Raw genomic sequence first — 26,128 nt, forward strand, 5'->3', positions numbered from 1 at the left:
CACCTCGCGCAATGCTTGGATAGTGCGAGGCGCTTTTCGGAGGCTGACCAGCCGCCGACACACAAAAAGAAAACGGTCACCGAAACACCCGTCTCGGAACCGTTCGAATAACCGTTCATAGAACTATAGCAGTTCCATCAATCATTTCACGCGGAAAAATATGTCTCTGTCAACTCTGCCCGTAAGCGGCAGCTATTTCGCGTTGATCGGCCAGCTCGTAGGCCACTTTTCCGGGCCTCCGGCATAATTGCCATCGCAATCGCCTTTTGAGCGTTCCTGCAGCAAAACGAAACGCACCCGGCCCTCGCCGCTGTCGGTGGCTTTCCAGACATCGTAGATACCGCAGTCCCCAAGCCCTCTTCCCTTGAAGAAAGCCGTCAGCGTCAAGGCTTTCTGTGACCAGTCGATGTTCCATGCCGTGTCGGTCACTGTCGGGCCATCGTCGGAGATGGTTGGCAAAGAGATCGGCACGATCTTGTTTTCGTAGCGGCTGTAAAAAACATAAGGCTGGTTATAGGCCCCCGGCGAACCGCAGGGCAGTCCGATGAGATCAAGACCATCGGCAATCTTCGTTTCGAAACCGCCCGCATTGCGGAACGTGCCGGGGCTGGCCCCGCCGCAAACCGCCGTTTCGTCGGAAAAATCCTTGCGGATTTCTGTCGGTATCTCTTCGACCGTTTCAATCAGCTTCAGCTGTGGCGGAACCGGTGCCGGCTTGCTCCCCTTGACCTGCAATGCCTCGACGGTTCCGTCGCGCGATTGCTGTTCATCGACATAGATCAGCCCGCCGACAAGGCCCGAAAGCGAGTAGGTCGAGGTCTTTCCGGCAAATTTCAGTTGCAGTTTCCGGCCGTTCTTCATCGCATCGAGCGTCTTGGCAAGATCACCCGTATAGTCGAGCTGATCATTCTCAGCCTTCAAGGCCGAAACATCCACATCAAGCAGGGTTTGACCGTCGATGGAAATCTCCATCTTGCCAGTTGTCTGAGACGGATCGACATAGGAAAGCCTCAACACCGGTTTTGACCCGGATTGGCTGCTGCGAAAGACACCCAGTCCCGGCGCGCCATCGCTCGCGACCGGTGAGAGCGTCACTGTGCAGTTTTGCGCGAAATCGCACAGAACCAGCGTATCACGCACTTTCTTGAAGGCCGCCTGCGATTCCCCATCCGCCAGAACCAGCATCGCCGTGGCAATCGTTGGCACCGCAACGGATCGACGATTCAAAGAAAGCATAAAACACTCCGTCAGTAAGAAATCGCTCTCAACAGATCATGCATGAATGTCGCAGAATCGGAAGCTATCTTGCCGCCTGCCCATAATATTGCCTATAGCATAGTGATCGGAAAAGGCTGAAAAGCGTCCGGTTTCTCTTTCTATTGTGACATATCCTGAAAAGTTCGAAACGAGGCAATGATGACGCGCGTACAAGCTAATATGCTGCTGCTTCTGGCAGGCGTCATCTGGGGCATGGGTTTCGTCGCCCAATCGACGGCGATGGCCAGCATCGGCCCGTTTCTGTTCATCGGCATACGCTCGGCAATCGCCTCGCTCACGATCCTGCCATGGGCCGTGGCCGAAGGGCGCCGGGCGAAGGTCCGTCTAAGCCGGTCGAACTATCTCTTCTTCATGATTATTGGATTGAGCCTGTTCACCGGGCTCGTCCTCCAGCAGATCGGACTCATCACCACATCCGTCACCAATGCCGGTTTTCTGACCGGACTCTATGTCGTGATGGTGCCTGTGCTCGGCGTCATTCTGTTTCGCACATGGCCGCACCCGGTCGTCTGGCCAAGTGCCGCAGCATGTCTGGCAGGCATCTTCCTGCTTTCCGGAGGTGCGCCGACGGCACTCAAGCAGGGGGACTGGCTGGTCATTAGCGGTGCCGTCTTCTGGGCCTTGCAGGTCGTCCTGATCGGCAGGGCAAACCGCGCTGGACGCCCAATAACGCTGAGCTGCGTCCAGTTCGCGACAAGCGCAGTTGCAGGACTTGCCATCGCATCCATGGTCGAGGACTTCAACTGGACCGCCATCGCGCTCACCTGGAAGGAAATCCTTTTCACGGGCGTCTTTTCATCCGGTATCGCGTTCACCTTGCAGGCTATCGGACAGCGCTACACCACCTCGGCGCAGGCTGCGATCTTCCTGTCTTCGGAAGCGCTTTTTGCAGCTCTGTTCGGTGCCATTTTCCTCAGCGAACGACTGACCTTCATCGGCTTTGTCGGCTGCGGGCTGATCTTTGCCGCGATGCTGGCCGTCGAACTCGTTCCCATGTTCTGGAAACGCAAAGCGGCGCTTGTGCCTGCCGAATAAAGCGCGTTGGAGCCTGAATCAAAAAGCGGCTTGTGTGCGCGAAAATGGTGATTTTCGAGTACCGGAGCGGAGCGTACTTAAAGGTACGTGAGCACCGGAACACAGGCAAATTGCCATTTGCAGCCACACAGGGCGACTTTTGGAACAGGCTCTCACCCCTTGAAGATGAGTGCTGCCCCACCCGCTATGAGCGCGAAGCCCAGCAGGTGGTGCCAGGTAAAGGCTTCCTTGAGGTAGAATACCGAGAACAGGCTGAAGATCACCAGCGTGATGACCTCTTGAATCGTCTTGAGCTGCGCTGCCGAATAGACCTCATGCCCGATACGGTTCGCGGGGACCGCGAGGCAATATTCGATCAGTGCGATACCCCAGCTGATGAAGATGACCGTGACGAGTGGCGTGCTGGTGAATTTCAGGTGCCCGTACCAGGCGAATGTCATGAAAACGTTCGAGCCGATGAGAAGCAGGATCGGCAGAACGCTCGGCGAAATCAGTGCTGACATGGAAATGACTTCAGGGACCGGGAGGATGTTGTCTGCGGCATGGCCCGAAACCGCCGCAAGGTGATAGAATAAAGCGGGCATTTTGCCAATGCCGCGCCTTGGAGCGCGTTTCGATCTGATTGTATCAGATCGGCGCTCCAAGTTTTTTTCAATTGAAGCATAATCTTGATCGCCTTCACTTCACTCCGGTCAGATTATGCCCTGCCCCGTTTACGCCACAGCTCTTAACACCGGCGCTGACTCTTCCTTTACGCTTGCAAGCTAATATTCGTGGAACGCCATCGGTCTGGTCTCCTGAAGAAAAGGTATGGACATGAGTTCTGCGTTGTCCGCCACCGCTCCAGTCAGCCGCCAGCGCTCCCGGTTGCGACGCCTGGCCCCGTCTTTATCTATCGCGCTACTGACCGTCATCGCCGGTTGTTCCGGCGAGAGCGCGCCGCGCCCGCAGGCCAGCGTCGGCAATTCCGATGTGATAGTGCCTGAGGCGCCGGTCGCAAGTGCTGCCCCGATTAATGCCCCAGTCGTGGAGGCACCTGTCATGCAAGCGCCGCAGGAAGAGCGCGTCGTCGGGCTTGCGGAAGAGGAAGAAAACCACGTCGCGCAATCCACACCGCAGAGCCAGCCGCAATATTCCGGCGACTACGGCTTCACGGCTCCCGTTCAAAACCCGGTGACAGCCGCCGAAAACATCTACACGATGTCCAATTCAGAAGCCGCCTGCCGCACGCGGCTGAAGCGGCTCGGCGTCGTCTTCAAGGAAAAGCCGCCGATCTATCGCAGCAGCTCCTGCCAGATCGCAAATCCGATCGAGGTATCCGGTTTCAACAGCGGGTCCATCGCTTTCAAACCGGCAGCGACGCTGAACTGTCAGGTGACCGAAGCATTTGCCCGCTGGATCAAGGGTGACCTGCAACCGGCCTCACGACTGCGCTATCTGTCCGGCGTCAGCACGATCCATAATGCCGGCGGTTATTCCTGCCGCACCATGAACAACCGTCGCGGCGCGAAAATGTCGGAACATTCACGCGGCAACGCCATCGATGTCACCAAGATCGTGCTGAACAACGGCAAGAACATCATGGTGCGCAAGCCGGGCTTCTTCGCCTTCCGCGAAAAGGGCCTGCTCAACAGCGTCCGCTCCGATGCGTGCGGCTATTTCACGACGGTTCTCGGCCCCGGCTATAACCCCGAACATGCCGATCACTTCCATTTCGACCTGATGCAGCGCCGCAGCGGCTACCGCGCCTGCAAATAAGCCCGGCGCAATGCCGGGCTTGACGATGTTTATTCTTCAGGCGGCACCGGTGTCGGCTTGCCGTCCGCATCCAGAGAAACCATAATGAATTCAGCATGGGTAACGAGGTCGCGCTTGTCGCTGAGATAGCGTTTCGCCCACGCCTCGACCCGCAGCGTGATGGACGTACGGCCTACCCGCGTTATATCCGTATAGACGCAGAGTGTGTCACCGATCTTCACCGGTCGGGCGAATGACATTTCGCGCACCGCCGCTGTCACCGTGCGCCCCTTGGCGCGCTCGGCAGAACGGATGCCAGCGGCCATATCCATCTGCGCCATCACCCAGCCGCCGAAAATATCATAGGCTGAATTGGCGTCCTTGGGCATGGCGGAAACGCGGATGGTCAGCGATCCCGTCGGCTCGTTCGCGTCACTCATGATGGGATGTCCTTTCTGGATTAGAGCGCATCCCGAAAAGTGTAAAACGATTTTCGGAAAAGATGCGCGTCAAAACAAATAGATGAAACGCCGATCTGATCCTATCAGATCGAAACGCGCTCTAATGAGTCGCGGCAAAGTATGGGACAAGGCTTCAGCGAAGAAAAGTCCGCCAGTAACGGGTTTGCTCCTGACAGCCTTCTGTCAGGAGCAAACCGGATATGGAAGGCATGCGGAGGATTTCGCTTTCACACTCTTTTCATTTGAACGCTGAAATTCCATATTGGAAGCATGTTGCGGAAAAGTGGAAACCGGTTTTCCGCTTAAGAGCCTGAATCAAAAAGCGGCATGTGCGTGCGAAAATGGTGATTTTCGAGTACCGGAGCGGAGCGTACTTAAGGTACGTGAGCACTGGAACGCAGAAAAATCGCCATTTGTAGCCGCACAGGGCGACTTTTGGAACAGGCTCTAGGACATGCGGTAACAGTATAGGGTCATGGCTTCCTCAAAAGACAAACACTCCCAGGATTCGCACAACAAGGCTGGCGGCTTCGGTGAAGCGCCGCGTTCAGATGGTTTCGGCGAAACGCCTCAGGCCGGGTTTTCCGGCGCGCCCCTAACCGGCTCCCCCCTTTCTGGCTCCATCGCCGACTGGGCGAAGGAGATCGGCGACGAAGCTGCAAAGCCCCGCGCCAAGGCAGCGAAGCAGCCCAAAAAGATTCCCGAGCGCAGCAAGGAAGCCTCGCGCACGGGGCGCGGCACGTCGATGGGTGGTGCCGCATCCGCGAAGGAACGCGCAGCAGCTGGCCTCAATCCGGTAGCCGGTCTCGATATCAGTCTGGAAGACGCCACCGGCCTCAATGCCTCCGGCGCGACGGCGACGGTTCAGGCCCTGTCGGACCTGATTGCTTCCGGCAATCCGCTGTTCAAGAATGGCGAATTGTGGACGCCCCACCGCCCCGCCCGCCCGGAAAAATCCGAAGGCGGCATCGCCATCGAGATGGAAACCAGTTTCGAGCCATCCGGCGACCAGCCGACGGCCATTCGCGATCTGGTGGAAGGGCTGAAGAATGACGACCGCACGCAGGTTCTGCTCGGCGTCACCGGCTCGGGCAAGACCTTCACCATGGCGCAGGTCATCCAGCGGACGCAGCGCCCCGCCCTGATCCTCGCGCCCAACAAGACCCTGGCCGCGCAGCTTTACGGCGAGTTCAAGAGCTTCTTTCCGAACAATGCCGTCGAATATTTCGTTTCCTACTACGATTATTACCAGCCGGAAGCCTATGTGCCGCGCTCGGACACCTATATCGAGAAGGAATCCTCCATCAACGAGCAGATCGACCGGATGCGCCATTCGGCCACCCGCGCGCTGCTCGAACGCGACGATGTGATTATCGTCGCCTCCGTATCGTGCATCTACGGTATCGGATCGGTGGAAACCTATACGGCCATGACCTTTGAAATGAAGATCGGGGACCGGCTCGACCAGCGCCAGCTTCTCGCCGATCTCGTGGCCCAGCAATATAAGCGGCAGGATATCAATTTCGTGCGCGGCTCGTTCCGCGTGCGCGGCGACACGATCGAATTGTTCCCGGCCCACCTTGAGGACCGCGCCTGGCGCATTTCGCTGTTCGGCGACGAGATCGAGAGCATCACCGAGTTCGATCCGCTGACCGGCCAGAAGACCGGCGACCTGAAATCGGTCAAGATCTACGCGAATTCGCACTATGTCACGCCGCGCCCGACGCTCAATCAGGCGATCAAGTCGATCAAGGAAGAGCTGAAGCACCGCCTTGACGAACTGACCCGCGCCGGTCGCCTGCTGGAAGCGCAGCGCCTCGACCAGCGCACGACCTTCGATCTGGAAATGCTGGAAGCAACCGGCTCCTGCGCGGGCATTGAAAACTATTCGCGCTATCTGACCGGGCGCAATCCCGGCGAGCCGCCGCCGACGCTGTTCGAGTATATTCCCGACAATGCGCTGGTTTTCATCGACGAAAGCCACGTCACGGTTCCGCAGATCGGCGGCATGTATCGCGGCGACTTCCGCCGCAAGGCAACACTGGCCGAATACGGTTTCCGCCTGCCGTCCTGCATGGACAACCGCCCGCTCCGCTTCGAGGAATGGGACGCCATGCGCCCGCAGACCATCGCCGTTTCGGCAACGCCTGGCGGCTGGGAAATGGAAGAAGCGGGCGGCGTGTTCGCAGAACAGGTCATCCGCCCGACCGGACTGATCGATCCGCCGGTCGAAATCCGCCCAGCCAAGACGCAGGTGGACGACGTGCTCGGCGAAATCCGCGACACAGCGGCAAAAGGCTACCGCACGCTGGTCACGGTGCTGACCAAGCGCATGGCAGAAGACCTCACCGAGTATCTGCACGAACAGGGCGTGCGCGTTCGCTACATGCACTCCGACATCGACACGCTGGAGCGTATCGAGATCATCCGCGACCTGCGCCTCGGCGCTTTCGATGTGCTGGTCGGCATCAACCTCCTGCGCGAAGGTCTCGACATTCCCGAATGCGGCTTTGTCGCCATTCTCGACGCCGACAAGGAAGGCTTCCTGCGTTCGGAAACCTCGCTGATCCAGACCATCGGCCGCGCGGCGCGCAATGTCGACGGCAAGGTCATTCTCTACGCCGACAATATCACCGGCTCGATGCAGCGTGCCATGGACGAAACCAGCCGCCGCCGTGAAAAGCAGGTTGCTTATAATGAAGAACATGGCATCACGCCTGCTTCGGTGAAGAAGAATATCTCGGATATTCTCGGTTCGGTCTACGAGCGCGATCATGTCCGCGCCGATATTTCCGGCTTCGCGGAAGAAGGCGCGATGATGGGCAACAACCTTGCCGCCCATCTGGAGCATCTGGAAAAGCAGATGCGCGACGCGGCTGCCGATCTCGACTTCGAAAAGGCCGCGCGCCTGCGCGACGAAATCAAGCGCCTGCGTGAGACGGAACTGGCTATTGCCGACGATCCGCTGGCACGCGAATTCGAGGCGGGCGATGCGGGTGCAGGCCGCAACAAGGGCAAGCCCACCGGCAATTCGCGTTTCCGCAAGCCTGCACTGGATGAAATGGGCGCGGACACGACCCGCCCGCTCGGCAAGCCGTCATTGTTCCAGAAGCCGTCGCTCGATGATATGGGACCGGGCACCGACATGGCGAAACCGCTCTTCCGCAAGAACACGCTCGACGAAATGACGGTCAAGCGGACCGAAGTGCCTAGCGGCGGGAACGACGCGGCGATCCGCCGTGAGCGCGCAGGCATCGGGTCTTACGAAGACCCAGCCGAAACGGCACGCAAGAAACGCCGCCCCGGCAAGACAGGCCGTCCGGGGCGGTGACGAACCTATTCATGAACTGAAATGGAAAGGGTCGCATCTTGCGGTCCTTCCATTCACTCACTCTTCCAATCTACCGGCACTGCCCGCTATTCATGATGCGATAGCCTGCACGATCGGCTTCGCAACGGTTGGAGAATGTGCGCCGTTCGTTACCGCGTCTTGCGCAAACGGGCATATATTCCCGCGTGCAGGCGCCCATGCCCGGCCTGCCTGGCCTGTTGCCCTGATGCGGCGGACGCATTCCGCCCGCACCGCCCCATCCCGGACCCGGCCTCGATCCGCATTGGCCGTTTGCGATGACGCGATAGCCTTCCGCTCTCGCCTGACAGGAATTGCCGAATGTCTTGCGCGAAGAGCCGCGCGTGGCGCAGACAGGCGCATAGATCATCGGACACATCTGCGGCTGTGACGGCCCCGGCCGAACTGGTGGACGATAATCCGGCCCGCCTTCGGCCACGCAACCCGCGAGAAGCAGCGCGCCTGCAAGCACAGCCAATTGTTTGAAACGATGAAATTGCATTTTCCTCTCCCTTTGTCCCGATCATCAACATGGCGCAACCTTCAACAAGGGCAAGTCTTTTTGCAAAAGTGCAAAACCTAGCGGACCATATCGACAACCCGCCCATATGCTTTACCTTGGCCGAAGTTGAGGGGCGGAACAGGCAACATGAATCGTTACCGGCACAGCATAGCGTTTATCCTGGCTTCGCAGCTTTTCAGCCTGCCTTTCGGCGTCGCCTCGTCTCATGCGGCCAGCGAACCGAACCCGCCGGTCTACGCGCCGCCCTTGCCACCGGAGAAGAAGGCGCCAACCGTCAGCCGCATCTGCCAGCTCATCGGCGCCAATGCCGACGCCCACGGCATTCCGCGCGATTTCTTCGCCCGGCTGATCTGGAAAGAAAGCCGTTTCGATCATAGGGCCGTCAGCCCGGTCGGTGCCGAGGGCATTGCGCAATTCATGCCATATACGGCGAAGGAACGCGGACTTGCCGATCCCTTCGACGTCGAACAGGCCATTCCAGCTTCAGCCAATTTTCTGCGAGACCTGAAAGGCGCCTTCGGTAATTGGGGCCTTGCAGCCGCCGCCTATAATGCAGGAGCCGGGCGCGTTTCGAACTGGATGCGTTCAGGCGGGTTTCTGCCGCTCGAAACGGAAAACTACGTTCTCGATATTACCGGCGCGCCTGCCGACGATTTTGCCGCCGGCAAGGAGATCGTAAATCGCCCGCTGGATCCAAAACTCGCATTCAATGAGGCATGCAAGCGTCTGCCGATCATCCGCAGCGCCACCATTCCAATGTCGCGTGTGAAACCGAAGCCCTGGGGCATACAGGTCGCAGGCAATTTCCGCCGCAGTGCTGCCGTCAATCAATGGGCGCGCCTGCGCAAGCAATTCAGCACCGTACTTGCCGGCCACGATCCTGTCATCAGCCGGATACGGACGCCGATGGGACGGCGCGGCATCTATGCCGTACGTATCGGCGCCGACAGCCGCAGCGAAGCCGACCGTATTTGTGCGAGACTGCGCGCCGCCGGTGGTGCATGCATAGTTTCGCGCAATCGATGAGTTGGCAAAGACATATCTCATTATATTCTTGATGTATTAGAGATAGCCTGTTCTGTTTTGGAAATGGGAATGTGATTTTCTTGAAACAATCGTAAAAAATTATGACGATACCGGTTCAAAGATAACCAATCATGTCCTCCTCAAAGAATTTGCTTGCCAAATACCGCTTCATAGATCAGTCTTCGCCTGTTCGGGCATTTAGCGAACAAATGGAAGACTGGAAGAACGGCGTGCCGGGGCCGCTATAAGTTCCGGGTCGAAGGCTCCCCTTCGGCAATGATCGGTTCCTTCCCAATGTCGAGAACTGCCTGCATAACCCTCTGCCGGGTGTGTGGTGCACTTGGCAGAATTTATAATACCATCGTCTCCAACAAGAGCGGTGGCGCCAAGGAAAAGGAACGGATCCCATGGCACAGACCGGACAGGTCAAATTCTTCAATACCGAAAAAGGCTTCGGTTTCATCAAGCCGGATGATGGTGGCGCGGACATTTTCGTACACATCTCCGCAGTACAGGCTTCTGGCCTCACCGGCCTCGCAGACAATCAGAAGGTTTCCTACGAGACGGAACCGGATCGTCGCGGCAAAGGCCCCAAGGCCGTGAACATCACCGTTACCGGCTGATTGTTCATAAAAGAACCTACCCTTTGCCCCGGCTTTTGCCGGGGTTTTTTATTGCCCGTACCAACCATCCGCCAGTCACATCAAGGCGCTAAGAGCCTGAAGCAAAAACAAGCCCAATCGCCGCTCGGGGCTTAACCAGACCCCCATGAACCATATTCGGGCGGCTTGGGTATCAGGCGCGAAATATTACAGATACTGCGTGTAATTTACCGGAAACTGACGGCTTTCGGCCGCCCTTCACCATTGTTCAGCCTCCATTCATGTCGAAAGAGTTAATCACCTATTCATAAACGATACGCCCGTGCCCGTTTGGCAAACGTATCGGAAGAATTGCAGTCAAGCTTCTGAAGGAGCGAACAATGAACCGATTTGCAAAGACAGCCATTCTGGCAGCGGCATCGCTTGCGGCAATTGCCGCCCCGCTTGCAACCGCATCGGCGGATTCCTGGGGTCGCCGTGGTTGGGACCGCGGCTGGGATCGCGGCGGCTGGGACCGTCCCTATTATCGTCACCGCCACCGGAGTAATGGCGACGCCGTCGCTGCGGGCGTGATCGGCCTTGCAGCGGGCGCCCTCATCGGCAGCGCGCTGAGCCAGCCGCAACCGACCTATGTGCAGCCTGCACCGGTCTATGCACCGCCTCCGCCGCCGCCAGCCTATTACCCTGCGCCTCCGACCCGCAGCGTAACCTATCGGGTCGGTTATGAGCCATGGAGCCGCGGCTGGTATCAGTATTGCTCCGACCGTTACCGGTCGTTCAATCCGAATACCGGCACCTATCGCGGTTATGACGGGCGCGACCACTTCTGCTCGGCCAACTGAGACGGAACAAGTCAGTAAAAAGCCGCCTTTAAAGGCGGCTCAGATTGATTACAAACCCCTCGATTTTTGGAAGCAGTCAAAAATGAGGGGTTTTGATTCCGATTTGTTCACGTTCTGAATCTGGGACGTTCCGTGAATCTGAGGTCATTTTGACCCTGCCGGAGGTTTGTCAGCAGCCTGAGCCGCCTTTAAAGGCGGCTTTTTACTTATGCATATCCAATGTCGTTCAAAAACGGATTGGAGCGCCGCTCATCGCCAAACCGACTGCCGGGGCCATGTCCGCAGATGAAGCCGATATCATCACCGAGCGGCAGCAGCTTTTCCTTGATGGAGCGAATCAGCGCCGCGTGGTCACCGCCCGGCAGATCGGTACGTCCGACCGAGCCGTTGAAAAGCACGTCACCAACAATCGCAAACCGCGCCTCGGGGCTGAAAAACACAACATGCCCCGGCGCGTGGCCCGGCGTATGGAAGACGTCAAACTCATGCCCGGCGACGGAAACCTTGTCCCCCTCCTCCAGCCAGCGATCCGGCGTCACATTGCGCACGCCTTCGGTGATGCCGTATTTCAGGCCAGCCGTTTCCAGATTGTCGAGCAGGAACTTGTCGTCCTTATGCGGGCCGATAATCTCAACATCCAGCGCTTCCTTGAGATCAAGCGCGGCGGCGGCATGATCGATATGACCATGTGTGATCCAGATAGCCTCGACATCGATCCCCTGGGATTCGATGGCTTCCCTGATGCGAGCAAGATCGCCGCCGGGATCGATCACAACACCCTTCTTGGTCTCACTGTCGAACAGAATGGTGCAATTCTGCTGAAAAGGCGTGACGGGAACGATAATGGCCTGCAATTGCCCCATGTTCTTGACTCCACTCGAATACATTGCGGTCTGGAAGACGCTTTCCGACACAGAGATAGTGTTCCCTGCCCGTCAGGTGAAGCTTTAAATAGATACGGGCGGCTGAACGCCGCCCGTTTTCCCTCTCCAGGATTGTTCAGGGCTCCCTCACCGAAAACCGTTTCACGGTCTTCGGTACGCGCCCCGACAGTTCGTCTTGCCGATCGTCCCCACAATCAGGCGAAATCAGGCCTTGGCGGCCATCGCGTTCTTGATCAGGCCCACAATAGCCGTGAGCACGACACCGCCAACGCCGCCGCCTGCCAGCTGGCCGACAACACCGTTGAGAACAGAATCGAGGCCACCGCCCGACAACATCGGAAGCAGCTGACCGAGGATGACACCACCGATGCCGCCTGCCACCGTGTTACCCGTGGTGCCAAGACTGATATTCTTGACTGCGCCTGCAATGTTGCCGCCAACTGCGCCAGCAACTAGCTGGAGAATGATAGGTAGTAGAGATTCCATAATCGTCACCCCATCTGAGTTTTAAACCGGAATAGCGCGACTCCGGCAAAAAAATCTTGTGCCTAAACCATCCAATGTCAAACAATAAGCGACAGAATAACAAAAAAGCGGCCCGAAAGCCGCTCTTTTTCTGTTTACAACTCAGTTATTCCGCTGCTGCCCGCTTAGGCTGGACTTCGACAGAATAGTCATTCATTAGAACATTTGTAATTTCTGAAGGCTTAAACCGGTATTGACCAATCTCGGATACCGGCGTCACTTCCGCTGCCGTTCCGCACAGGAAGCATTCGGAAAAACCGGCAAGTTCTTCCGGCATGATTACCCGCTCGATGACTTCAATGCCGCGGCGCTTGGCAAGATCAATGATCGTCCGGCGTGTAATACCGTCGAGGAAACAGTCCGGCTTGGGCGTGTGAAGCGCTCCGTCCTTCACGAAGAAAACATTTGCACCGGTTGCTTCTGCAACCTGCCCACGCCAGTCGAGCATCAACGCATCGGCATAGCCCTTGGCTTCTGCTGCATGTTTGGAAATCGTGCAGATCATATAGAGGCCGGCGGCCTTCGAGCGAGACGGCGCGGTGCGCGGGTCCGGGCGACAATATTCTGCGATATCGAGCCGGATACCCTTCATCTTTTCTTCGGGCGAGAAATAGCTCGGCCATTGCCAGATGGCGATGGCAAGATGAATGCGGTTGTTCTGCGCCGAAACGCCCAGCGATTCCGAACCGCGCCAGGCAATCGGGCGCACATAAGCATCTTCAAAACCCTGCTTCTTGAGAAGTTCACGGCAGGCATCATTGATTTCAGCAACGCTGAAGGGAATCTCGAAGCCGAGAATACGCGCGGATTCGTGCAGGCGTTCTGTATGCTCATTGAGCTTGAAGATCTCGCCGCCATAGGCACGCTCGCCTTCAAACACGGCGCTCGCATAATGAAGGCCATGGGTCAGCACGTGAATTTTCGCATCTTTCCAGTCGACGAATTCGCCGTCCAGCCAGATAAACCCGTCTCGTTGATCGAATGGAATCGCAGCCATTTTCTTGCTCCTGAATATTTCGCGGCGCTGTCTCGAAACCGGTTTCCGGCCGGGCAAACTTTTCCGCGCCCCGTCTTCCCCAGCTAAATCAATGGACCGGAGCGGACGGCGACCTTTTTTCCGCGCAATCGCTGGCCTTTTTGTTCAAAATGCTTTGATGTCACGCAAACATATTGCGCGAATCCCAGGCGGAGCATGCATGGAAAGAAAATGAATCCTCCGGGATGGAACCCAGGGATGAAACATTGCGGAAGCCCGATCCCGTTAACGGGAAGCCAGCCAGCGCAATATTCCTCCTCCATACATGCGTCAGCACAAACATTATTCCAAAAATCCAGCGCACGCTTATTGAAAATTATCTGGGCGATTGAATTATGTCAATAATACTGACATATTTAACGCAGCAGTACGGAGCACCGATGTGAATTCGACGAACGATATGAATTATATAAGCAATCCGTTGACGGCTGAGGAGGCTGCCGATCTCAACGTCATTGAGCTTTTGTTTTTTTCCTATCGCGATTTCACCGCCGATCCTGATCTCATTCTGGAAAAGATCGGTTTCGGGCGGGCGCATCACCGTGTCCTATACTTCATCAACCGCAAGCCGGGCATGACGGTGGCCGAGCTTCTGGAAGTGTTGCGCATCACCAAGCAGAGCCTGTCGCGTGTGCTCAAACAGTTGATCGACACCGGCCATGTCGTTCAGGCCACCGGCCTGCACGACCGCCGCCACCGCAAGCTTTATCCGACGAAAAGCGGCCGTCAGCTTACGCTTGCGCTCGCCCTGCCCCAGTCGCGGCGCATCGCGCGCGCGCTGGAAGGCTGCACGCCGCAGGACCGCGAGGCAATCGAGCGCTTTCTTTATAATATGGTCAATCCCGAAAGGCGGGCGCAGATCGATGAATTTTCTGCCGGTGCCGGTAATGATTAGAGCCTGAATCAAAAAGCGGCAGGCCGTGGTGAAAATGGTGATTTTCGAGTACCGGAGCGGAATGTACTTCCGAGCATAGTCCCGAAAAGTTATAGACTTTTCGGATAAGACTATGCGGCTAAGAAACATACATGAGCACTGGAACGCAGAAAAACGCCATTTGCAGACCGGCATGGCGACTTTTGGAACAGGCTCTGAGATATTCGTGTTACATGCGGTTGCAGTAAGTGCTTGTATAAAAAGCTTCGATGCAGGCAGTGAATAGACGCGCCGCATTCCAGTGGGTAATATGCCCGGCGACGCATGTTGCATTATAGTCGAACTGGAACGGAATGGGATCGAAAGACGCCATGGCTGCAGAAGAAGAAAAGACGCTCTCGGACGACGCGCCGCATCTCCTCGTCGTAGACGATGATACGCGCATCCGCAGCCTTCTCTCACAATATCTGACCAATAGCGGTTTCCGTGTCACCATGGCCGGAAGTGCTGCCGAAGCCCGCCGCAAGCTGGAAGGCATCGACTTCGATCTTCTGATCCTCGACGTGATGATGCCGGGCGAAACCGGCGTCTCGCTGACGCGCTCCTTGCGCGAGCAGAAGAATGTGCCGATCCTCATGCTCACGGCCCTGTCGGAAACCGACAGCCGCATCGATGGTCTGTCTGCCGGTGCGGACGATTATCTGCCCAAGCCGTTCGATCCGCGCGAACTGACATTGCGCATCAACAATATCCTGCGGCGTGGCGCAGTGCCCGCACAGCCGAAGATCGAGCAGATCGTGTTCGGCCCCTATACTTTCTTCATCCCGCGCCGTGAGCTGAAGAAGGGCACCGAAACAATCAAGCTGACCGATCGTGAGCAGGACATCATGTCGATCTTCGCCGAGCGTGCCGGTGAAACGATCCCCCGCCACGAACTCACCGGTCAGGACGGCGATGTCGGTGAACGCACGATCGACGTGCAGATCAACCGTCTGCGCCGCAAGATCGAGCAGGATCCGGCCAATCCGGTCTGGCTCCAGACCGTGCGCGGCATCGGCTACAAGCTCAGCATCGAATAGCAAGGCGGCGGCAATCAGGAATAGCGCGATCAGAAAATGGTGTTTTCTCAAAACGCAGGGCGGTGTGTACAAACGGTACAGTCGCAATGTTGTTCATGGAAAGCGCAACCGTGCGGACTTAAAGCGTGTCGCATCTTATCGTACTCGTATGACACGCTTTAAGCTCTTGTTTTCATGCATGTCTTTATCCCAAAACCGGTTCCCACTTTTGGGAGACATGCATTAGGGACGTTTTAACACGATGAAATCGCCCTTGAGAAAATTCTCCCGCTGGTTGGCGCGCATCATGCCGAAGGGGCTTTATGCGCGGTCGCTCATCATCATCATTGCTCCGATGGTTCTGCTCCAGTCCGTGATCGCCTATGTGTTCATGGAGCGTCACTGGCAGATGGTGACCGAACGACTGTCGACCGCCGTTGTGCGCGATATTGCGGGTATCATCGACATTCTTGAAACCTATCCGCAGGAACCCGGCTACGACAATCTCATCCGCATCGCGCAGCAGCGGCTGGCGCTGAACATTTCCATCCTGCCGCCCGATCCGCTGCCGCCGCCGGGACCAAAACCCTTTTTCGCCATTCTCGATTATTTTCTGAGTGAAGAGATTACCCGCCAGATCAATCGCCCATTCTGGGTGGATACAGTCGGCGATTCCGATCTCATCGAAATCCGCATCAAGCTTGAGGATAAGGTGTTGCGCGTCTTTGCGCGACGCAGCCAGGCCTATGCGTCCAATACAGGCATCTTCCTGACATGGATGGTCGGCACCGCGCTTGTTTTGCTGATTATCGCCATCGCCTTTCTGCGCAACCAGATCAAGCCGATCCAGCAGCTTGCGCAGGCCGCCGAAAGCTTCGGCAAGGGGCGCCCCATGCCGGAAGGTTTTCATCCGCGCGGGGCCGAGGAAGTACGTCGTGCGGGCATCGCCTTCATCCAGATGCGCTCGCGCATCGAGCGCCAGATCGAACAGCGCACCGCGATGCTATCCGGCGTCAGCCACGATCTGCGCACCATTTTGACCCGCTTCAAGCTGCAGCTTGCGCTGGCTGGTCACTCCATCGACACCGAGCCGCTCAATCAGGATATTGCCGACATGCAGACGATGCTGGAAGGCTATCTCGCCTTTGCGCGCGGCGAAGGAGCGGAGGAAACGGCAAGCTTCGACGTCACGAAGCTTTGCGAAAAACTGGAACACGAGGCACGCCTGCGCGAGCGCGGCTTCAAATATCATATTGAAGGCGACAGCGAGGTTTATGTGCGTCCAAACGCCTTCTCGCGGCTGGTCAGCAATCTGGTTTCAAACGCTTTCCGTCACGCACAGAATGTCGAACTGTCGATTTCGCATGTCGATGGCTGGCTGAAGGTCGTCGTGGATGATGACGGGCCGGGCATTCCGGAAGACCGCCGCGAAGACGTCTTCAAGCCTTTCGTGCGGCTGGATGAAGCGCGAACGCAGGATTCGGGCGGCACCGGCGGACTGGGGCTTGCCATTGCCCGCGACATCGCACGCAGCCATGGCGGCGACATTGCGCTGGAAGACGCCCCAACCGGCGGCCTGCGCGCCATCATCCATATTCCGGCTTAGGCGTTCTGTTGGCTAATAAAGCTTGCCGCCATTCGGCACAGGCTTGTCGATGGCTGCGAGAACCACTTCACCGTTTTCATCCGGCATACCAAGTGTCAGCACTTCCGACATGAAGGGGCCGATCTGGCGCGGCGGGAAATTCACCACGGCTATGACCTGTTTGCCGATGAGTTGTTCCGGCGTGTAGTGCCGGGTGATCTGGGCTGACGACTTCTTGATGCCGATCTTTTCGCCGAAATCGATCTTCAGCTTGAAGGCGGGCTTGCGTGCTTCGGGAAATGGCACGGCTTCCACGATGGTTCCGCTGCGGATATCGACCTTTTCGAAATCTGCCCAGGTGATGGTGGTTGCTTCGCTCATTCTCTCACTCCCCGGCCCTCTTTTCCGGCCTCGCAGAAAACCCGGCGCGAACGCCGGGCCAAAAATCAGTTATTGGATAGTCAGGCGCGACCAACCGTCTCGAACACCACGCTTTCAAGCGCCTCGCGCGCCGTAACGCCCGACCAGACCACGAACTGGAAAGCCTGGAAATAGGCTTCGCAGGCTTCCAGCGCTGCCGACAGCAACACTTCCACCTGACGGCTCGTCGGTTCCGCGCCGCCTGCCAGCAACAGCGACTGGCGATACATGATCGCGCCTTCCTGCTGCCAGAGATCGAAATGCCCCATCAGAAGCTTTTCATTGATGAGCGACAGCAGGCGCATCACTTCGTTCACACGCGGCTCGGCCACCTTGATGTCGAATGCGCAGGCCAGATGCAGTGCCTCGAAATCCTCCATCCAGGAAAACGAGATGTGATAGTCAGTCCAGTTGCCCGCAACCGAGATTGCGATTTCGTCGTCGCCAGTCCGCTCGAACGTCCAGTCGTTTGAATGCGCGACCTGTTCGATCACATCCACCGGATGTGCCTCACGTGCGAATTCAAGCTCAAGAAGGCTCATGTCCGTTTCCTGTTCTGGGAACCATCTGCCCCCAGATGCTTCCTAATTCCCGGCGCGCAAGTCATTGCTCGCCCGTGCCGGCCACCGCGCAAGAACAAGCGCAGGAAAACAGGCACGAATTGATCGGTTGAGGAACCGGCATGCACGACGGCATGCAAGCGCCCCAATGGCACACGCACATACGCAACTGATACTGGAAAGCAGCCTGAAAGACGCGAAACCTGACACTCAGCCCCTCGCCGCCGCCTACATGACCGCGTTACGAATCATGTAGTGTTTTCAGTCTATTGATGCTGAATCTGAACGCCAGCCCCTTTTGAACAAAGAGCCGTGAAAGCATGTGGAAATATACGAGGGACCGACCGCGACCCTTGCCTTAACCGACTCTAAGACAAGGGTTTTTGCCACTTGCGGCCTGTTAATAAATAATCAGGGATTATTTTTGGATTTTGCGGAAGATGAAGCCGATTTTGCCGGTTTGGCATCAGAATCAACTTCGAATTTCGCAAGACGCGCTTCGAGAGCTTCGATTCTTGCCAGCAACGCGCTGTTTTCGGCGCGCGCCTTGATCGCCATTTCACGAACGGCTTCGAAGTCTTCGCGCTGCACCACGTCGAGCGTGTTCAGCACGCGCTCCCCTTGTGAACGCAACGCCGTTTCCACTTCACGGCGCACGCCTTGCGCAGCGCCTGCCGCATCCGTCACAAGCTTGGCGAGTTCATCGAGAACCCGGTTCTGTCCGCTGGTCATGGCATTCTTCCTTATTTCCAGGTGAGACCTGTTGAAAACATAAATTTGAAATAGGGCCGTCTCAGTTCCGATGCAAGCGCAGCTATAGAAAGTGATCGGGTTCGGCGTCTTTGAATCAATAATCATGGACCGCGCGAAAACAGCGGACTGCGGGAACCGCAGAAGAATGTACTTAAGGCTGCCTTAAGGGTACATGGGCACCCGAAGCGCATAAAACGCCATTTGCGGCAGACGGGAACAGCTTGACCGCAAAAGCTTCGTCCAGCATGTTCCGTCACAAAACGGAGTGATTTCATGATTGAGACGTTGCTGCCCGCATCGGCGCTCGCCTTCCCCAATATCGATCCGGTGATTTTCCAGGTCGGACCGCTGGCGGTGCACTGGTACGGCCTCGGCTATGTCGTCGGCATCATGTTTGCCTGGTGGTACGGCAAGAAGCTTTTGCGCAGCCACCGCCTGTGGGCCGACAACCAGCCACCCATGGTGCCGGAAGCGCTCGATGATTTCGTGATCTGGGCAGCGCTCGGCGTCGTGCTTGGCGGGCGCATCGGCTACGTGCTCTTCTATAATTTCTCCTATTATATCTCCAATCCGCTCGCTATTCCGGCCGTGTGGGATGGCGGCATGTCGTTTCACGGCGGCATTCTCGGCACCACGCTTGCCATGATCCTGTTTGCCCGCTCGCGCGGCATCAAGGTCTGGAGCATGTTCGACACGATTGCCGCCGGTGTGCCCGTCGGGCTTGGCGTGGTGCGTGTCGCCAATTTCATCAATTCGGAACTCTGGGGCCGTGTCAGCGATGTGCCATGGGCGGTCTATTTCCCCAATGGCGGTCCGCTGCCGCGCCATCCGAGCCAGCTTTATGAAGCCTTCCTCGAGGGGCTTGTACTCTTCTTCGTGCTGTTCCTGCTCGTCTGGGTCGGGCGCAAACTGAAGAAACCCGGCTTCATCGCCGGTGCTTTCGTCACGGGGTACGGCCTCAGCCGCATCGTCGTCGAATTCTTCCGCGAGCCGGATGCTCAGCTCGGCTATCTCTTCGGCGGATGGCTGACCATGGGCATGGTCCTCTCGGTGCCGATGGTACTGATCGGGCTTTGGGCCATGTGGCGGGCAAACCGGGCAGCCGCCAAGGATGCCTGATCTTCCGCTGAAAGACCGGCTGAAACGCCTGATCGCCACTTCGGGGCCGATCAGCGTTGCCGATTACATGGCAGCCTGCCTCGGCGACCGCGAGGCCGGCTATTATACGACGCGCGAGCCTTTCGGGCGCGAGGGCGATTTCATCACCGCGCCGGAAGTGAGCCAGATGTTCGGCGAACTGATCGGCATCTGGTGCGTCAGCGCATGGGATGCGCTCGGACGCCCGGACACGATCGTGCTGTGCGAGATCGGCCCCGGCCGCGGTACGCTGATGAGCGACATGCTGCGCACCATCGGCAGGCTTGCTCCGCAAATGCTGGGCCATGCGCGTGTCGCCATGGTGGAAACCAGCCCGCGCCTTGTCGAAAAACAGAAGCAGAAACTCTCCGATGCGGGCGCGAAGATCGACTGGTTCGAGCGCTTTGCCGACATTCCCAACGGCCCTTTGATCCTTGTGACCAATGAGCTGTTCGACGCGATCCCGTTCCGGCAATTCGTCAAGGTCAATGGCCGCTTTGTCGAACGGATGATCGCGCTCGACGAAAAGAACGCGTTTCATTTCGTCAGCGGCGCGGGCGGCATCGATCCGGCGCTTTTGCCCGAGGGCCATGCGAAAGCCCCCGAAGGCGCGATCTTTGAAGCAGCCCCGGCGCGCACTGCCTTGATGCAGGAAATCGCCAGCCGCATCGCGGCGACGCGGGGAGCCGCGCTCAATATCGACTACGGCCATCTGGAATCCGGTTTCGGCGATACGCTGCAAGCCATGCTGAAACACGCCTATGACGACGTATTTGCCAATCCGGGCGTTGCGGACCTCACCAGCCATGTTGATTTCGACATGCTGAAAAAGACCGCAACGGCCTGTGGTTGCAAGACCGGGACCATGACGCAGGGTGAATTTCTGCTCGCCATGGGCCTGATTGATCGCGCTGGACGGCTCGGCGCAGGCAAGGATGCGGCATTTCAGGAAAAAATCCGGCAGGACGTGGAAAGACTGGCCGCACCCGATCAGATGGGAACCTTGTTCAAGGTGCTGGTCATCAGCGATCCCGACACAAAACTCATTCCTTTTGCAGTTCCATGACGGCGAAAGCTTCGATTGACAAGCAGACCCTCCTCCCCCACCATCCCGCCGTTTACGAAAGCCATTAAGATGACCGACACCCCGCAACCGCTCCGCTCGCCTCTCCTTGAAAAGCCCGTTGGACAGAACGGGAAGCGGATTGCGCATGGCTTTTTCACCCGCAAGGGCGGCGTTTCCGATGGCATCTATACGGGCCTGAATGTCGGCAGCGGTTCGAACGATGCGCCGGAAAAGGTTGCGGAGAATCGCCGTCGCGTCGCCGAAAACCTTGGCGTTGCGCCCGATCATCTCATGACCGTGCATCAGGTTCATTCGCCCGATGTGGTCCATGTCACCGAACCGTTCGGCGCCCCGCGCCCGAAGGCCGACGCCATGGTGACGAATGTTCCCGGCATCGCCCTTGGTGCGCTTTCCGCCGATTGCGGCCCGGTGCTCTTTGCGGATCACGAAGCGGGAATCATCGGTTCCGCCCATGCCGGATGGCGCGGCGCTTTTGCAGGCGTGCTGGAAAATACCATCGAAGCCATGATCGGGCTCGGTGCAAAGCGCGAGAATATCATTGCCGTTCTTGGGCCCACCATCGGGCCGGAAAACTACGAAGTCGGACCGGAATTCTACGCCGAATTCATCGGCAGGGACCCCAATTACACGGCCTATTTCCGACCTTCGGAAAAGCCGGAGCATCATCTGTTCGATCTCTGGACCTTCATCACCGACCGGTTGACGAAAGCCGGCGTACAGGCAGAATCCCTTCGCCAGTGCACCTATGCCGATGAGGAACAGTTCTATTCCTACCGGCGCACCACCCATCGCAACGAACCCGATTACGGGCGGCAGATTGCGGCGATCGCCATCATAGAAGACATCGCTATTAAAAAAGACTAGGAGAACCGCATGGCCCTTCACTTCGAGCCGGAAGAATTCGCCGCACGTCGCGACCGTCTGATCTTGAAGATGGAGGAGGAAAAGCTGGATGCGCTTCTGCTGTTCGCGCAGGAAAGCATGTACTGGCTGACCGGCTATGACACGTTCGGATTCTGCTTCTTCCAGTGCCTCGTGGTGAAGGCAGACGGGTCGATGGTGCTGATGACGCGATCCGCCGATCTGCGGCAGGCACGCCATACGTCGAACATCGAGAACATCGTCGTGTGGACCGACCGCGACAATGCCAATCCGGCTTCCGATCTGCGCAATATCCTGACGGAACTCGACCTTCTCGGTACGCGGATCGGGATCGAATATCAGACGCACGGCCTCACCGGCGCCAATGCCCGCAAGCTCGACGAACAATTGCAAAGCTTCGCCAAGCTTTACGATGCATCCGGCATGGTGGACCGGCTGCGCCTTCTCAAAAGCCCTGCGGAAATCGCCTATGCCAAGCGCGCCGCAGAACTCAGCGACGATGCGCTTGACGCCGCTGTGAAACTCACCAAGGCAGGCGCGAGCGAGGCCGATATTCTGGCTGCGATGATGAGCGCCAATTTCGCGGGCGACGGCGATTTTCCCGCCAACGAATATATCATCGGCTCGGGCGACGACGCCCTGCTCTGCCGCTACAAATCCGGTCGGCGCAAGCTCAACAAGAACGACCAGCTCACACTCGAATGGTCGGGCGTCTTCCGTCACTACCATGCGCCGATGATGCGCACGCTGATCGTCGGAAAACCGACCGCGCATCATCTGGAACTCTATGCCGCCGCGCGCGAGGCACTGGAAGCCGTCGAAGCAGCGATGACGCCCGCCTCGACATTCGGCGACGTCTTCGACGCACATGCACGGACCATGGAAGCCCATGGCCTCACCCGCCACCGGCTCAATGCCTGCGGTTATTCCGTGGGCGCGCGCTTCACGCCATCATGGATGGACCCGCAGATGTTTTATGCCGGAAACCCGGAAAGCATCCAGCCGGATATGACGCTTTTCGCGCATATGATTATCACGGATTCCGACACGCAGACCGCAATGACGCTGGGGCAGACATATCTCACGACGAATGGCGCGGCAGAGCCATTATCCCGCCATTCTCTTGATATGATTGTCAAATGAGGCGTAATCGGCGATAAAGCGGCACATTGAGAAAGATTGACAGGATTTTTCAAACTGAAAATGCCCTACCGCAGAGAATCTGCGCCTTCAGGAGCATGAAGCCGAACATGAACAAGGCACGTCTTTCAACGATGTTGCTGCTGGCCGGAGCGCTTACGAGCCTGCTCGCCGCCTGCAACAGCACCGAATCCGCTCTGAATGTACAAGGTAGCAATCAGAGTTCTGGGCAGAGTTCCGGGCAGAGTTCTGGGCAAACCGTTGCACCTGCGACGACACCGGGCACCCCGGCGACGGGCGCCGCTCCCGTGCAGCCTGCGGGAACAACCCCGCCTGCAACGACCACGCCAGCGGCACCGCAGCGCAGTGCGGCGCTCAAGCCGGGCAAACTGCATATTGCCCCGATTGTCGGTGCACCGGTCAATGTGGTGACACCTCTCACCCACCGCATGAATGACGACGCCAAGACGAAGGGCATTGAGCTTGCAGGCAATAACGACCCCAGTGCTGCCTATGTCATGAAGGGCTATTTCTCTGTTCTTTCGGAAGATAACCAGACGACCGTGCTTTATGTCTGGGACGTTCTGGATGCTTCCGGCAACCGTCTCCACCGCATACAGGGACAGGAAAAGGTTCAGGGCGCCGCTGCAGACTCATGGAGCGTCGTTCCGGCTTCCGCCATGCAGGCAATCGCCGACCGCACCATGCAGGAATATTCGACCTGGCTTGCGGCAAATCGCGCATAGAAACTTGCTTTGGCAGCAAAAGACTGAAATCTTTTGCTGAATCATGTTTGCCTACTGTGGGAAAGCCGGAAAACCGGGCTTTTTACTGCAATTGTGTTCCCGAGGGCCTTGCAATGGCGATGACTCTTTGCAATAGGCCCCACATCCGAAAGAAAACCTTGCAAGCTGCAGTACTTAATTCCGTCAAAAAGTACGCAGCTTAAAGTTTTTAAGAGATTACGTCCGTTCCGGCGGACTGTTGCGACAGAACCAAACTGCAAACCGCGACCGCATCGGCGTCAGAGGCAAAAGAATGAAACTTTTCGCAGGCAACTCCAACCGGGTTCTTGCCGAATCCGTTGCTCAATATCTCAACATTCCACTCGGCAAGGCCAGCGTCCGTCGCTTCGCCGATCAGGAAATTTTCGTAGAGATTCAGGAAAACGTGCGCGGCGAAGACGTATTCGTTCTGCAATCGACTTCCTACCCGGCAAATGATCACCTGATGGAACTGCTCATCATGATCGACGCCTTCCGCCGCTCCTCGGCCCGTCGCATCACCGCCGTCCTGCCCTATTTCGGCTATGCCCGTCAGGACCGCAAGCCCGGCCCGCGCACGCCGATCTCGGCAAAGCTCGTCGCCAACCTCATCACCGAAGCCGGCGCAAGCCGCGTTCTGACGCTTGATCTTCATGCCGGTCAGATCCAGGGCTTCTTCGATATCCCCACCGACAACCTCTATGCCGTTCCGGTCATCGCCCGCGATGTGAAGGCCAATTACGCCACCGGCAATTGCATGGTCGTTTCGCCTGACGTTGGCGGCGTGGTGCGCGCCCGCTCATTGGCCAAGCGTATCGATGCGCAGCTTGCCATCGTCGACAAGCGCCGCGAACGTCCGGGTGAATCGGAAGTCATGAACGTCATCGGTGAAGTGGCCGGCAAAGATTGCCTGCTGTTCGACGATATCGTCGATTCCGGCGGCACGCTCTGCAACGCAGCCGAGGCCCTGCTGGCCAAGGGCGCGAACAGCGTTACCGCCTATATCACGCACGGCGTTCTGTCCGGCGGCGCGGTCGCCCGTATTGCCTCATCGAAGCTGAAGGAACTGGTCATCACCGATTCCATCCAGCCGACCACCGCCATCAACGATGCACCGAATATCCGCGTGCTGTCGATCTCGGACCTGATCGGCGAAGCCATCGCCCGCACGGCGGCGGAAGAATCCGTTTCGAGCCTGTTCGACTAAAACACCAGCCGGATTACAATTCCGAGACATGCCGCCAGCAACAGCACGAGCGGCATGTTCATTTTGAAGACGACAAGCAACAATGCCGCCGCGCCTGCGATCAGGACGGCGGCATTGTCTATTGTGCTCCAGACTGGAAGCGGCAATGTGACGGGGCCGACAGCCTGCTCCACCACCTGCGAAAACAGGACGTGCAGCGAGAACCACAGCGCCAGATTGGCGATCACGCCGACAACCGCAGCGGTGATCCCGCCCATCATGGCCGACAGCCAACGCACATGACGCAGCCGCTCCACGAAAGGCGCGCCCGCCAATATCCAGAGAAAGCAGGGCACGAAGGTAAACCACAGCGCGATCAACCCGCCGAAAAAGCCGCCCATAAGCGGCGGCAGGCCCGACAGGTTCGCAGCTCCCACGAAGCCGACGAAGACCAGCACGAGGATCAGCGGTCCCGGCGTGGTTTCCGCCAGACCAAGCCCGGTCAGCATTTCGCCCGGCTTCATCCAGCCGAAATGCTCGACCGCCTGCTGCGCCGTATAGGAAAGCGCTGCATAAGCGCCACCAAAGGTCACCGCAGCCAACTTCGAGAAGAAAGCCGCTTCCTGCGCGAAAACATGCGCGCCGCCAAAAGCGAAAAAGAGCCCGAGCAAAGGCAAAAGCCACAACCCGCCCCAGATGAGCGTCTGCTGCATGAACTCGCGCAATGCGCCGGGCGTCGCATCCCCCAAAACGGTTGCTGCACTCTTCCCCTGAACGACATGTCGTAGTCCACCTGCAACAGCCGCGAGCAGAACGACGAGCGGAAACGGCAGTTTCAGGAAGGCTATCGCAATGAATGCCGCGATCGCCACCGCATATGAAAAACCCGAGGCCAACGTCCGTTTGGCCATGCGGTAGAGCGCTTCGAAAACCACGGCCAGCACCGCCGCCTTGAGCCCGAACAACAGTCCGGCAACGATATCGACATGCCCAAAGGCGATATACAGCGCCGACAAAGCAAGCATGACGACAGCGCCCGGCAGCACGAACAACAGCCCCGCCAGCAGGCCGCCGCGCCAGCCTTTCACCGCCCAACCGGAATAGGTCGCAAGCTGCATGGCTTCCGGTCCCGGCAGCAACATGCAGAAATTGAGCGCATGGATCAGCCTCTCCTGATCCATCCATTTCTTCTCATCCACCAGCACGCGTTGCAGCATGGCGATCTGCGCCGCAGGACCGCCGAAGGATAGAAGCCCGATCTTGCCGAATGTCGTGAATAATTCTTTGAAACCGGGCTGTTCTGCTGGCTCTGTCACGTGACTGTCCTGATTGATTCCACCGCAAGCTGTCGGCGATAATCATTACAGGTTCATGACGGTCTTCA

At 57.8% G+C, this 26,128-nt stretch carries 26 protein-coding genes and 2 pseudogenes; 16 read left to right on the top strand and 12 right to left on the bottom strand.

Annotated elements, in window-relative coordinates:
• Positions 1-192 precede the first annotated feature (192 nt).
• Positions 193-1,236: a DUF1176 domain-containing protein gene (locus JNC70_RS14420; RefSeq protein ID WP_104756014.1), complete on the bottom strand. Its 1,044-nt coding sequence runs from the start codon at positions 1,234-1,236 to the stop codon at positions 193-195.
• Between the two features lie 180 nt (positions 1,237-1,416).
• Here JNC70_RS14420 and JNC70_RS14425 point away from each other — a divergent pair, with 180 nt between their 5' ends.
• Positions 1,417-2,313 (top strand): DMT family transporter, encoded by an 897-nt coding sequence (locus JNC70_RS14425; protein ID WP_104756088.1) that lies wholly within the window; start codon positions 1,417-1,419, stop codon positions 2,311-2,313.
• Between the two features lie 152 nt (positions 2,314-2,465).
• On the opposite strand, the gene JNC70_RS14430 is transcribed toward JNC70_RS14425, so the two are convergent.
• Positions 2,466-2,816, bottom strand: a complete 351-nt coding sequence (locus JNC70_RS14430) for a DMT family protein (protein ID WP_040130092.1) — start codon at positions 2,814-2,816, stop codon at positions 2,466-2,468.
• A gap of 313 nt (positions 2,817-3,129) precedes the next feature.
• Between JNC70_RS14430 and JNC70_RS14435 the strand changes: the two genes are divergently transcribed.
• Positions 3,130-4,071, top strand: coding sequence for an extensin-like domain-containing protein (locus tag JNC70_RS14435; protein ID WP_104756089.1), 942 nt, complete (start codon positions 3,130-3,132; stop codon positions 4,069-4,071).
• A 29-nt stretch (positions 4,072-4,100) separates the two neighbouring features.
• Here JNC70_RS14435 and JNC70_RS14440 read toward each other — a convergent pair whose 3' ends face one another.
• Together JNC70_RS14440 and JNC70_RS14445 are read right to left on the bottom strand one after the other, a co-directional pair.
• Positions 4,101-4,490, bottom strand: a complete 390-nt coding sequence (locus JNC70_RS14440) for an acyl-CoA thioesterase (protein ID WP_104756015.1) — start codon at positions 4,488-4,490, stop codon at positions 4,101-4,103.
• 319 nt (positions 4,491-4,809) lie between these two features.
• A pseudogene (locus JNC70_RS14445) lies at positions 4,810-4,924 on the bottom strand (flagellar basal body P-ring protein FlgI); the annotation flags it as partial.
• Between the two features lie 62 nt (positions 4,925-4,986).
• Between JNC70_RS14445 and uvrB the strand changes: the two are divergent.
• The gene (gene uvrB / locus JNC70_RS14450) at positions 4,987-7,842 is read left to right on the top strand and encodes an excinuclease ABC subunit UvrB (RefSeq protein ID WP_104756016.1); all 2,856 of its coding nucleotides are present in this window, start codon (positions 4,987-4,989) and stop codon (positions 7,840-7,842) included.
• A 70-nt stretch (positions 7,843-7,912) separates the two neighbouring features.
• On the opposite strand, the gene JNC70_RS14455 is transcribed toward uvrB, so the two are convergent.
• Positions 7,913-8,362, bottom strand: coding sequence for a Kazal-type serine protease inhibitor domain-containing protein (locus JNC70_RS14455; protein ID WP_104756017.1), 450 nt, complete (start codon positions 8,360-8,362; stop codon positions 7,913-7,915).
• A gap of 147 nt (positions 8,363-8,509) precedes the next feature.
• Here JNC70_RS14455 and JNC70_RS14460 point away from each other — a divergent pair, with 147 nt between their 5' ends.
• The 3 genes from JNC70_RS14460 (at position 8,510) to JNC70_RS14470 (ending at position 10,853) form a co-directional block, all read left to right on the top strand.
• Positions 8,510-9,409 (top strand): SPOR domain-containing protein, encoded by a 900-nt coding sequence (locus tag JNC70_RS14460; RefSeq protein WP_104756018.1) that lies wholly within the window; start codon positions 8,510-8,512, stop codon positions 9,407-9,409.
• Between the two features lie 407 nt (positions 9,410-9,816).
• Positions 9,817-10,032 (top strand): cold-shock protein, encoded by a 216-nt coding sequence (locus JNC70_RS14465; RefSeq protein ID WP_006471910.1) that lies wholly within the window; start codon positions 9,817-9,819, stop codon positions 10,030-10,032.
• Between the two features lie 359 nt (positions 10,033-10,391).
• Entirely contained in the window at positions 10,392-10,853 is a 462-nt protein-coding gene (locus JNC70_RS14470) for a BA14K family protein (protein WP_104756019.1), read from the top strand.
• Between the two features lie 206 nt (positions 10,854-11,059).
• Here the strand turns inward: JNC70_RS14470 and JNC70_RS14475 are convergent, their stop codons facing one another.
• The 3 genes from JNC70_RS14475 to JNC70_RS14485 form a co-directional block, all read right to left on the bottom strand.
• The gene (locus JNC70_RS14475) at positions 11,060-11,716 is read right to left on the bottom strand and encodes an MBL fold metallo-hydrolase (RefSeq protein ID WP_104756090.1); all 657 of its coding nucleotides are present in this window, start codon (positions 11,714-11,716) and stop codon (positions 11,060-11,062) included.
• Positions 11,717-11,941: 225 nt separating this feature from the next.
• Positions 11,942-12,223 carry a hypothetical protein gene (locus tag JNC70_RS14480; RefSeq protein ID WP_104756020.1) on the bottom strand — a complete coding sequence of 94 codons (282 nt, stop codon included), beginning with the start codon at positions 12,221-12,223 and terminating at the stop codon, positions 11,942-11,944.
• Between the two features lie 145 nt (positions 12,224-12,368).
• The gene (locus JNC70_RS14485) at positions 12,369-13,259 is read right to left on the bottom strand and encodes a branched-chain amino acid aminotransferase (protein ID WP_104756021.1); all 891 of its coding nucleotides are present in this window, start codon (positions 13,257-13,259) and stop codon (positions 12,369-12,371) included.
• A gap of 421 nt (positions 13,260-13,680) precedes the next feature.
• On the opposite strand from JNC70_RS14485, the gene JNC70_RS14490 reads away from it, so the two are divergent.
• The 4 genes and pseudogenes from JNC70_RS14490 (at position 13,681) to JNC70_RS14505 (ending at position 16,836) form a co-directional block, all read left to right on the top strand.
• Positions 13,681-14,193, top strand: coding sequence for a MarR family winged helix-turn-helix transcriptional regulator (locus JNC70_RS14490; RefSeq protein WP_104756022.1), 513 nt, complete (start codon positions 13,681-13,683; stop codon positions 14,191-14,193).
• A 127-nt stretch (positions 14,194-14,320) separates the two neighbouring features.
• A pseudogene (locus JNC70_RS14495) lies at positions 14,321-14,422 on the top strand (ABC transporter ATP-binding protein); the annotation flags it as partial.
• Positions 14,423-14,543: 121 nt separating this feature from the next.
• Positions 14,544-15,251: a response regulator gene (locus JNC70_RS14500; RefSeq protein ID WP_104756091.1), complete on the top strand. Its 708-nt coding sequence runs from the start codon at positions 14,544-14,546 to the stop codon at positions 15,249-15,251.
• A 241-nt stretch (positions 15,252-15,492) separates the two neighbouring features.
• Entirely contained in the window at positions 15,493-16,836 is a 1,344-nt protein-coding gene (locus JNC70_RS14505) for a sensor histidine kinase (RefSeq protein WP_104756023.1), read from the top strand.
• Positions 16,837-16,848: 12 nt separating this feature from the next.
• Here JNC70_RS14505 and JNC70_RS14510 read toward each other — a convergent pair whose 3' ends face one another.
• The 3 genes from JNC70_RS14510 to JNC70_RS14520 all read right to left on the bottom strand — a co-directional run bounded on the left by JNC70_RS14510 (position 16,849) and on the right by JNC70_RS14520 (position 18,527).
• A complete protein-coding gene (locus JNC70_RS14510; RefSeq protein ID WP_104756024.1) occupies positions 16,849-17,196 on the bottom strand; it encodes a tRNA-binding protein in 348 nt (115 codons plus the stop codon).
• A gap of 80 nt (positions 17,197-17,276) precedes the next feature.
• A complete protein-coding gene (locus JNC70_RS14515; RefSeq protein ID WP_006467319.1) occupies positions 17,277-17,777 on the bottom strand; it encodes a type III secretion system chaperone family protein in 501 nt (166 codons plus the stop codon).
• A gap of 429 nt (positions 17,778-18,206) precedes the next feature.
• Positions 18,207-18,527 (bottom strand): accessory factor UbiK family protein, encoded by a 321-nt coding sequence (locus JNC70_RS14520; protein ID WP_104756025.1) that lies wholly within the window; start codon positions 18,525-18,527, stop codon positions 18,207-18,209.
• Positions 18,528-18,821: 294 nt separating this feature from the next.
• Between JNC70_RS14520 and lgt the strand changes: the two genes are divergently transcribed.
• The 6 genes from lgt to JNC70_RS14550 all read left to right on the top strand — a co-directional run bounded on the left by lgt (position 18,822) and on the right by JNC70_RS14550 (position 24,765).
• Positions 18,822-19,667, top strand: a complete 846-nt coding sequence (gene lgt, locus JNC70_RS14525; RefSeq protein ID WP_104756026.1) for a prolipoprotein diacylglyceryl transferase — start codon at positions 18,822-18,824, stop codon at positions 19,665-19,667.
• Entirely contained in the window at positions 19,660-20,751 is a 1,092-nt protein-coding gene (locus JNC70_RS14530; protein ID WP_104756027.1) for a class I SAM-dependent methyltransferase, read from the top strand. The genes lgt and JNC70_RS14530 overlap by 8 nt, the downstream gene beginning before the upstream one ends.
• 69 nt (positions 20,752-20,820) lie before the next feature.
• Positions 20,821-21,636: a peptidoglycan editing factor PgeF gene (gene pgeF / locus JNC70_RS14535; protein WP_104756028.1), complete on the top strand. Its 816-nt coding sequence runs from the start codon at positions 20,821-20,823 to the stop codon at positions 21,634-21,636.
• A gap of 9 nt (positions 21,637-21,645) precedes the next feature.
• A complete protein-coding gene (locus tag JNC70_RS14540; RefSeq protein ID WP_104756029.1) occupies positions 21,646-22,797 on the top strand; it encodes a M24 family metallopeptidase in 1,152 nt (383 codons plus the stop codon).
• 95 nt (positions 22,798-22,892) lie between these two features.
• A complete protein-coding gene (locus JNC70_RS14545) occupies positions 22,893-23,540 on the top strand; it encodes a hypothetical protein (protein WP_104756030.1) in 648 nt (215 codons plus the stop codon).
• Positions 23,541-23,832: 292 nt separating this feature from the next.
• Positions 23,833-24,765, top strand: coding sequence for a ribose-phosphate pyrophosphokinase (locus JNC70_RS14550; RefSeq protein WP_104756031.1), 933 nt, complete (start codon positions 23,833-23,835; stop codon positions 24,763-24,765).
• Here the strand turns inward: JNC70_RS14550 and chrA are convergent.
• Positions 24,762-26,060, bottom strand: coding sequence for a chromate efflux transporter (gene chrA, locus JNC70_RS14555; RefSeq protein ID WP_104756032.1), 1,299 nt, complete (start codon positions 26,058-26,060; stop codon positions 24,762-24,764). The two genes, JNC70_RS14550 and chrA, sit on opposite strands and share 4 nt — an antisense overlap.
• Between the last annotated feature and the right edge of the window lie 68 nt (positions 26,061-26,128).

It is taken from the genome of Brucella oryzae (genome assembly GCF_041929965.1).
In the GTDB taxonomy this organism is placed as follows: domain Bacteria; phylum Pseudomonadota; class Alphaproteobacteria; order Rhizobiales; family Rhizobiaceae; genus Brucella; species Brucella oryzae.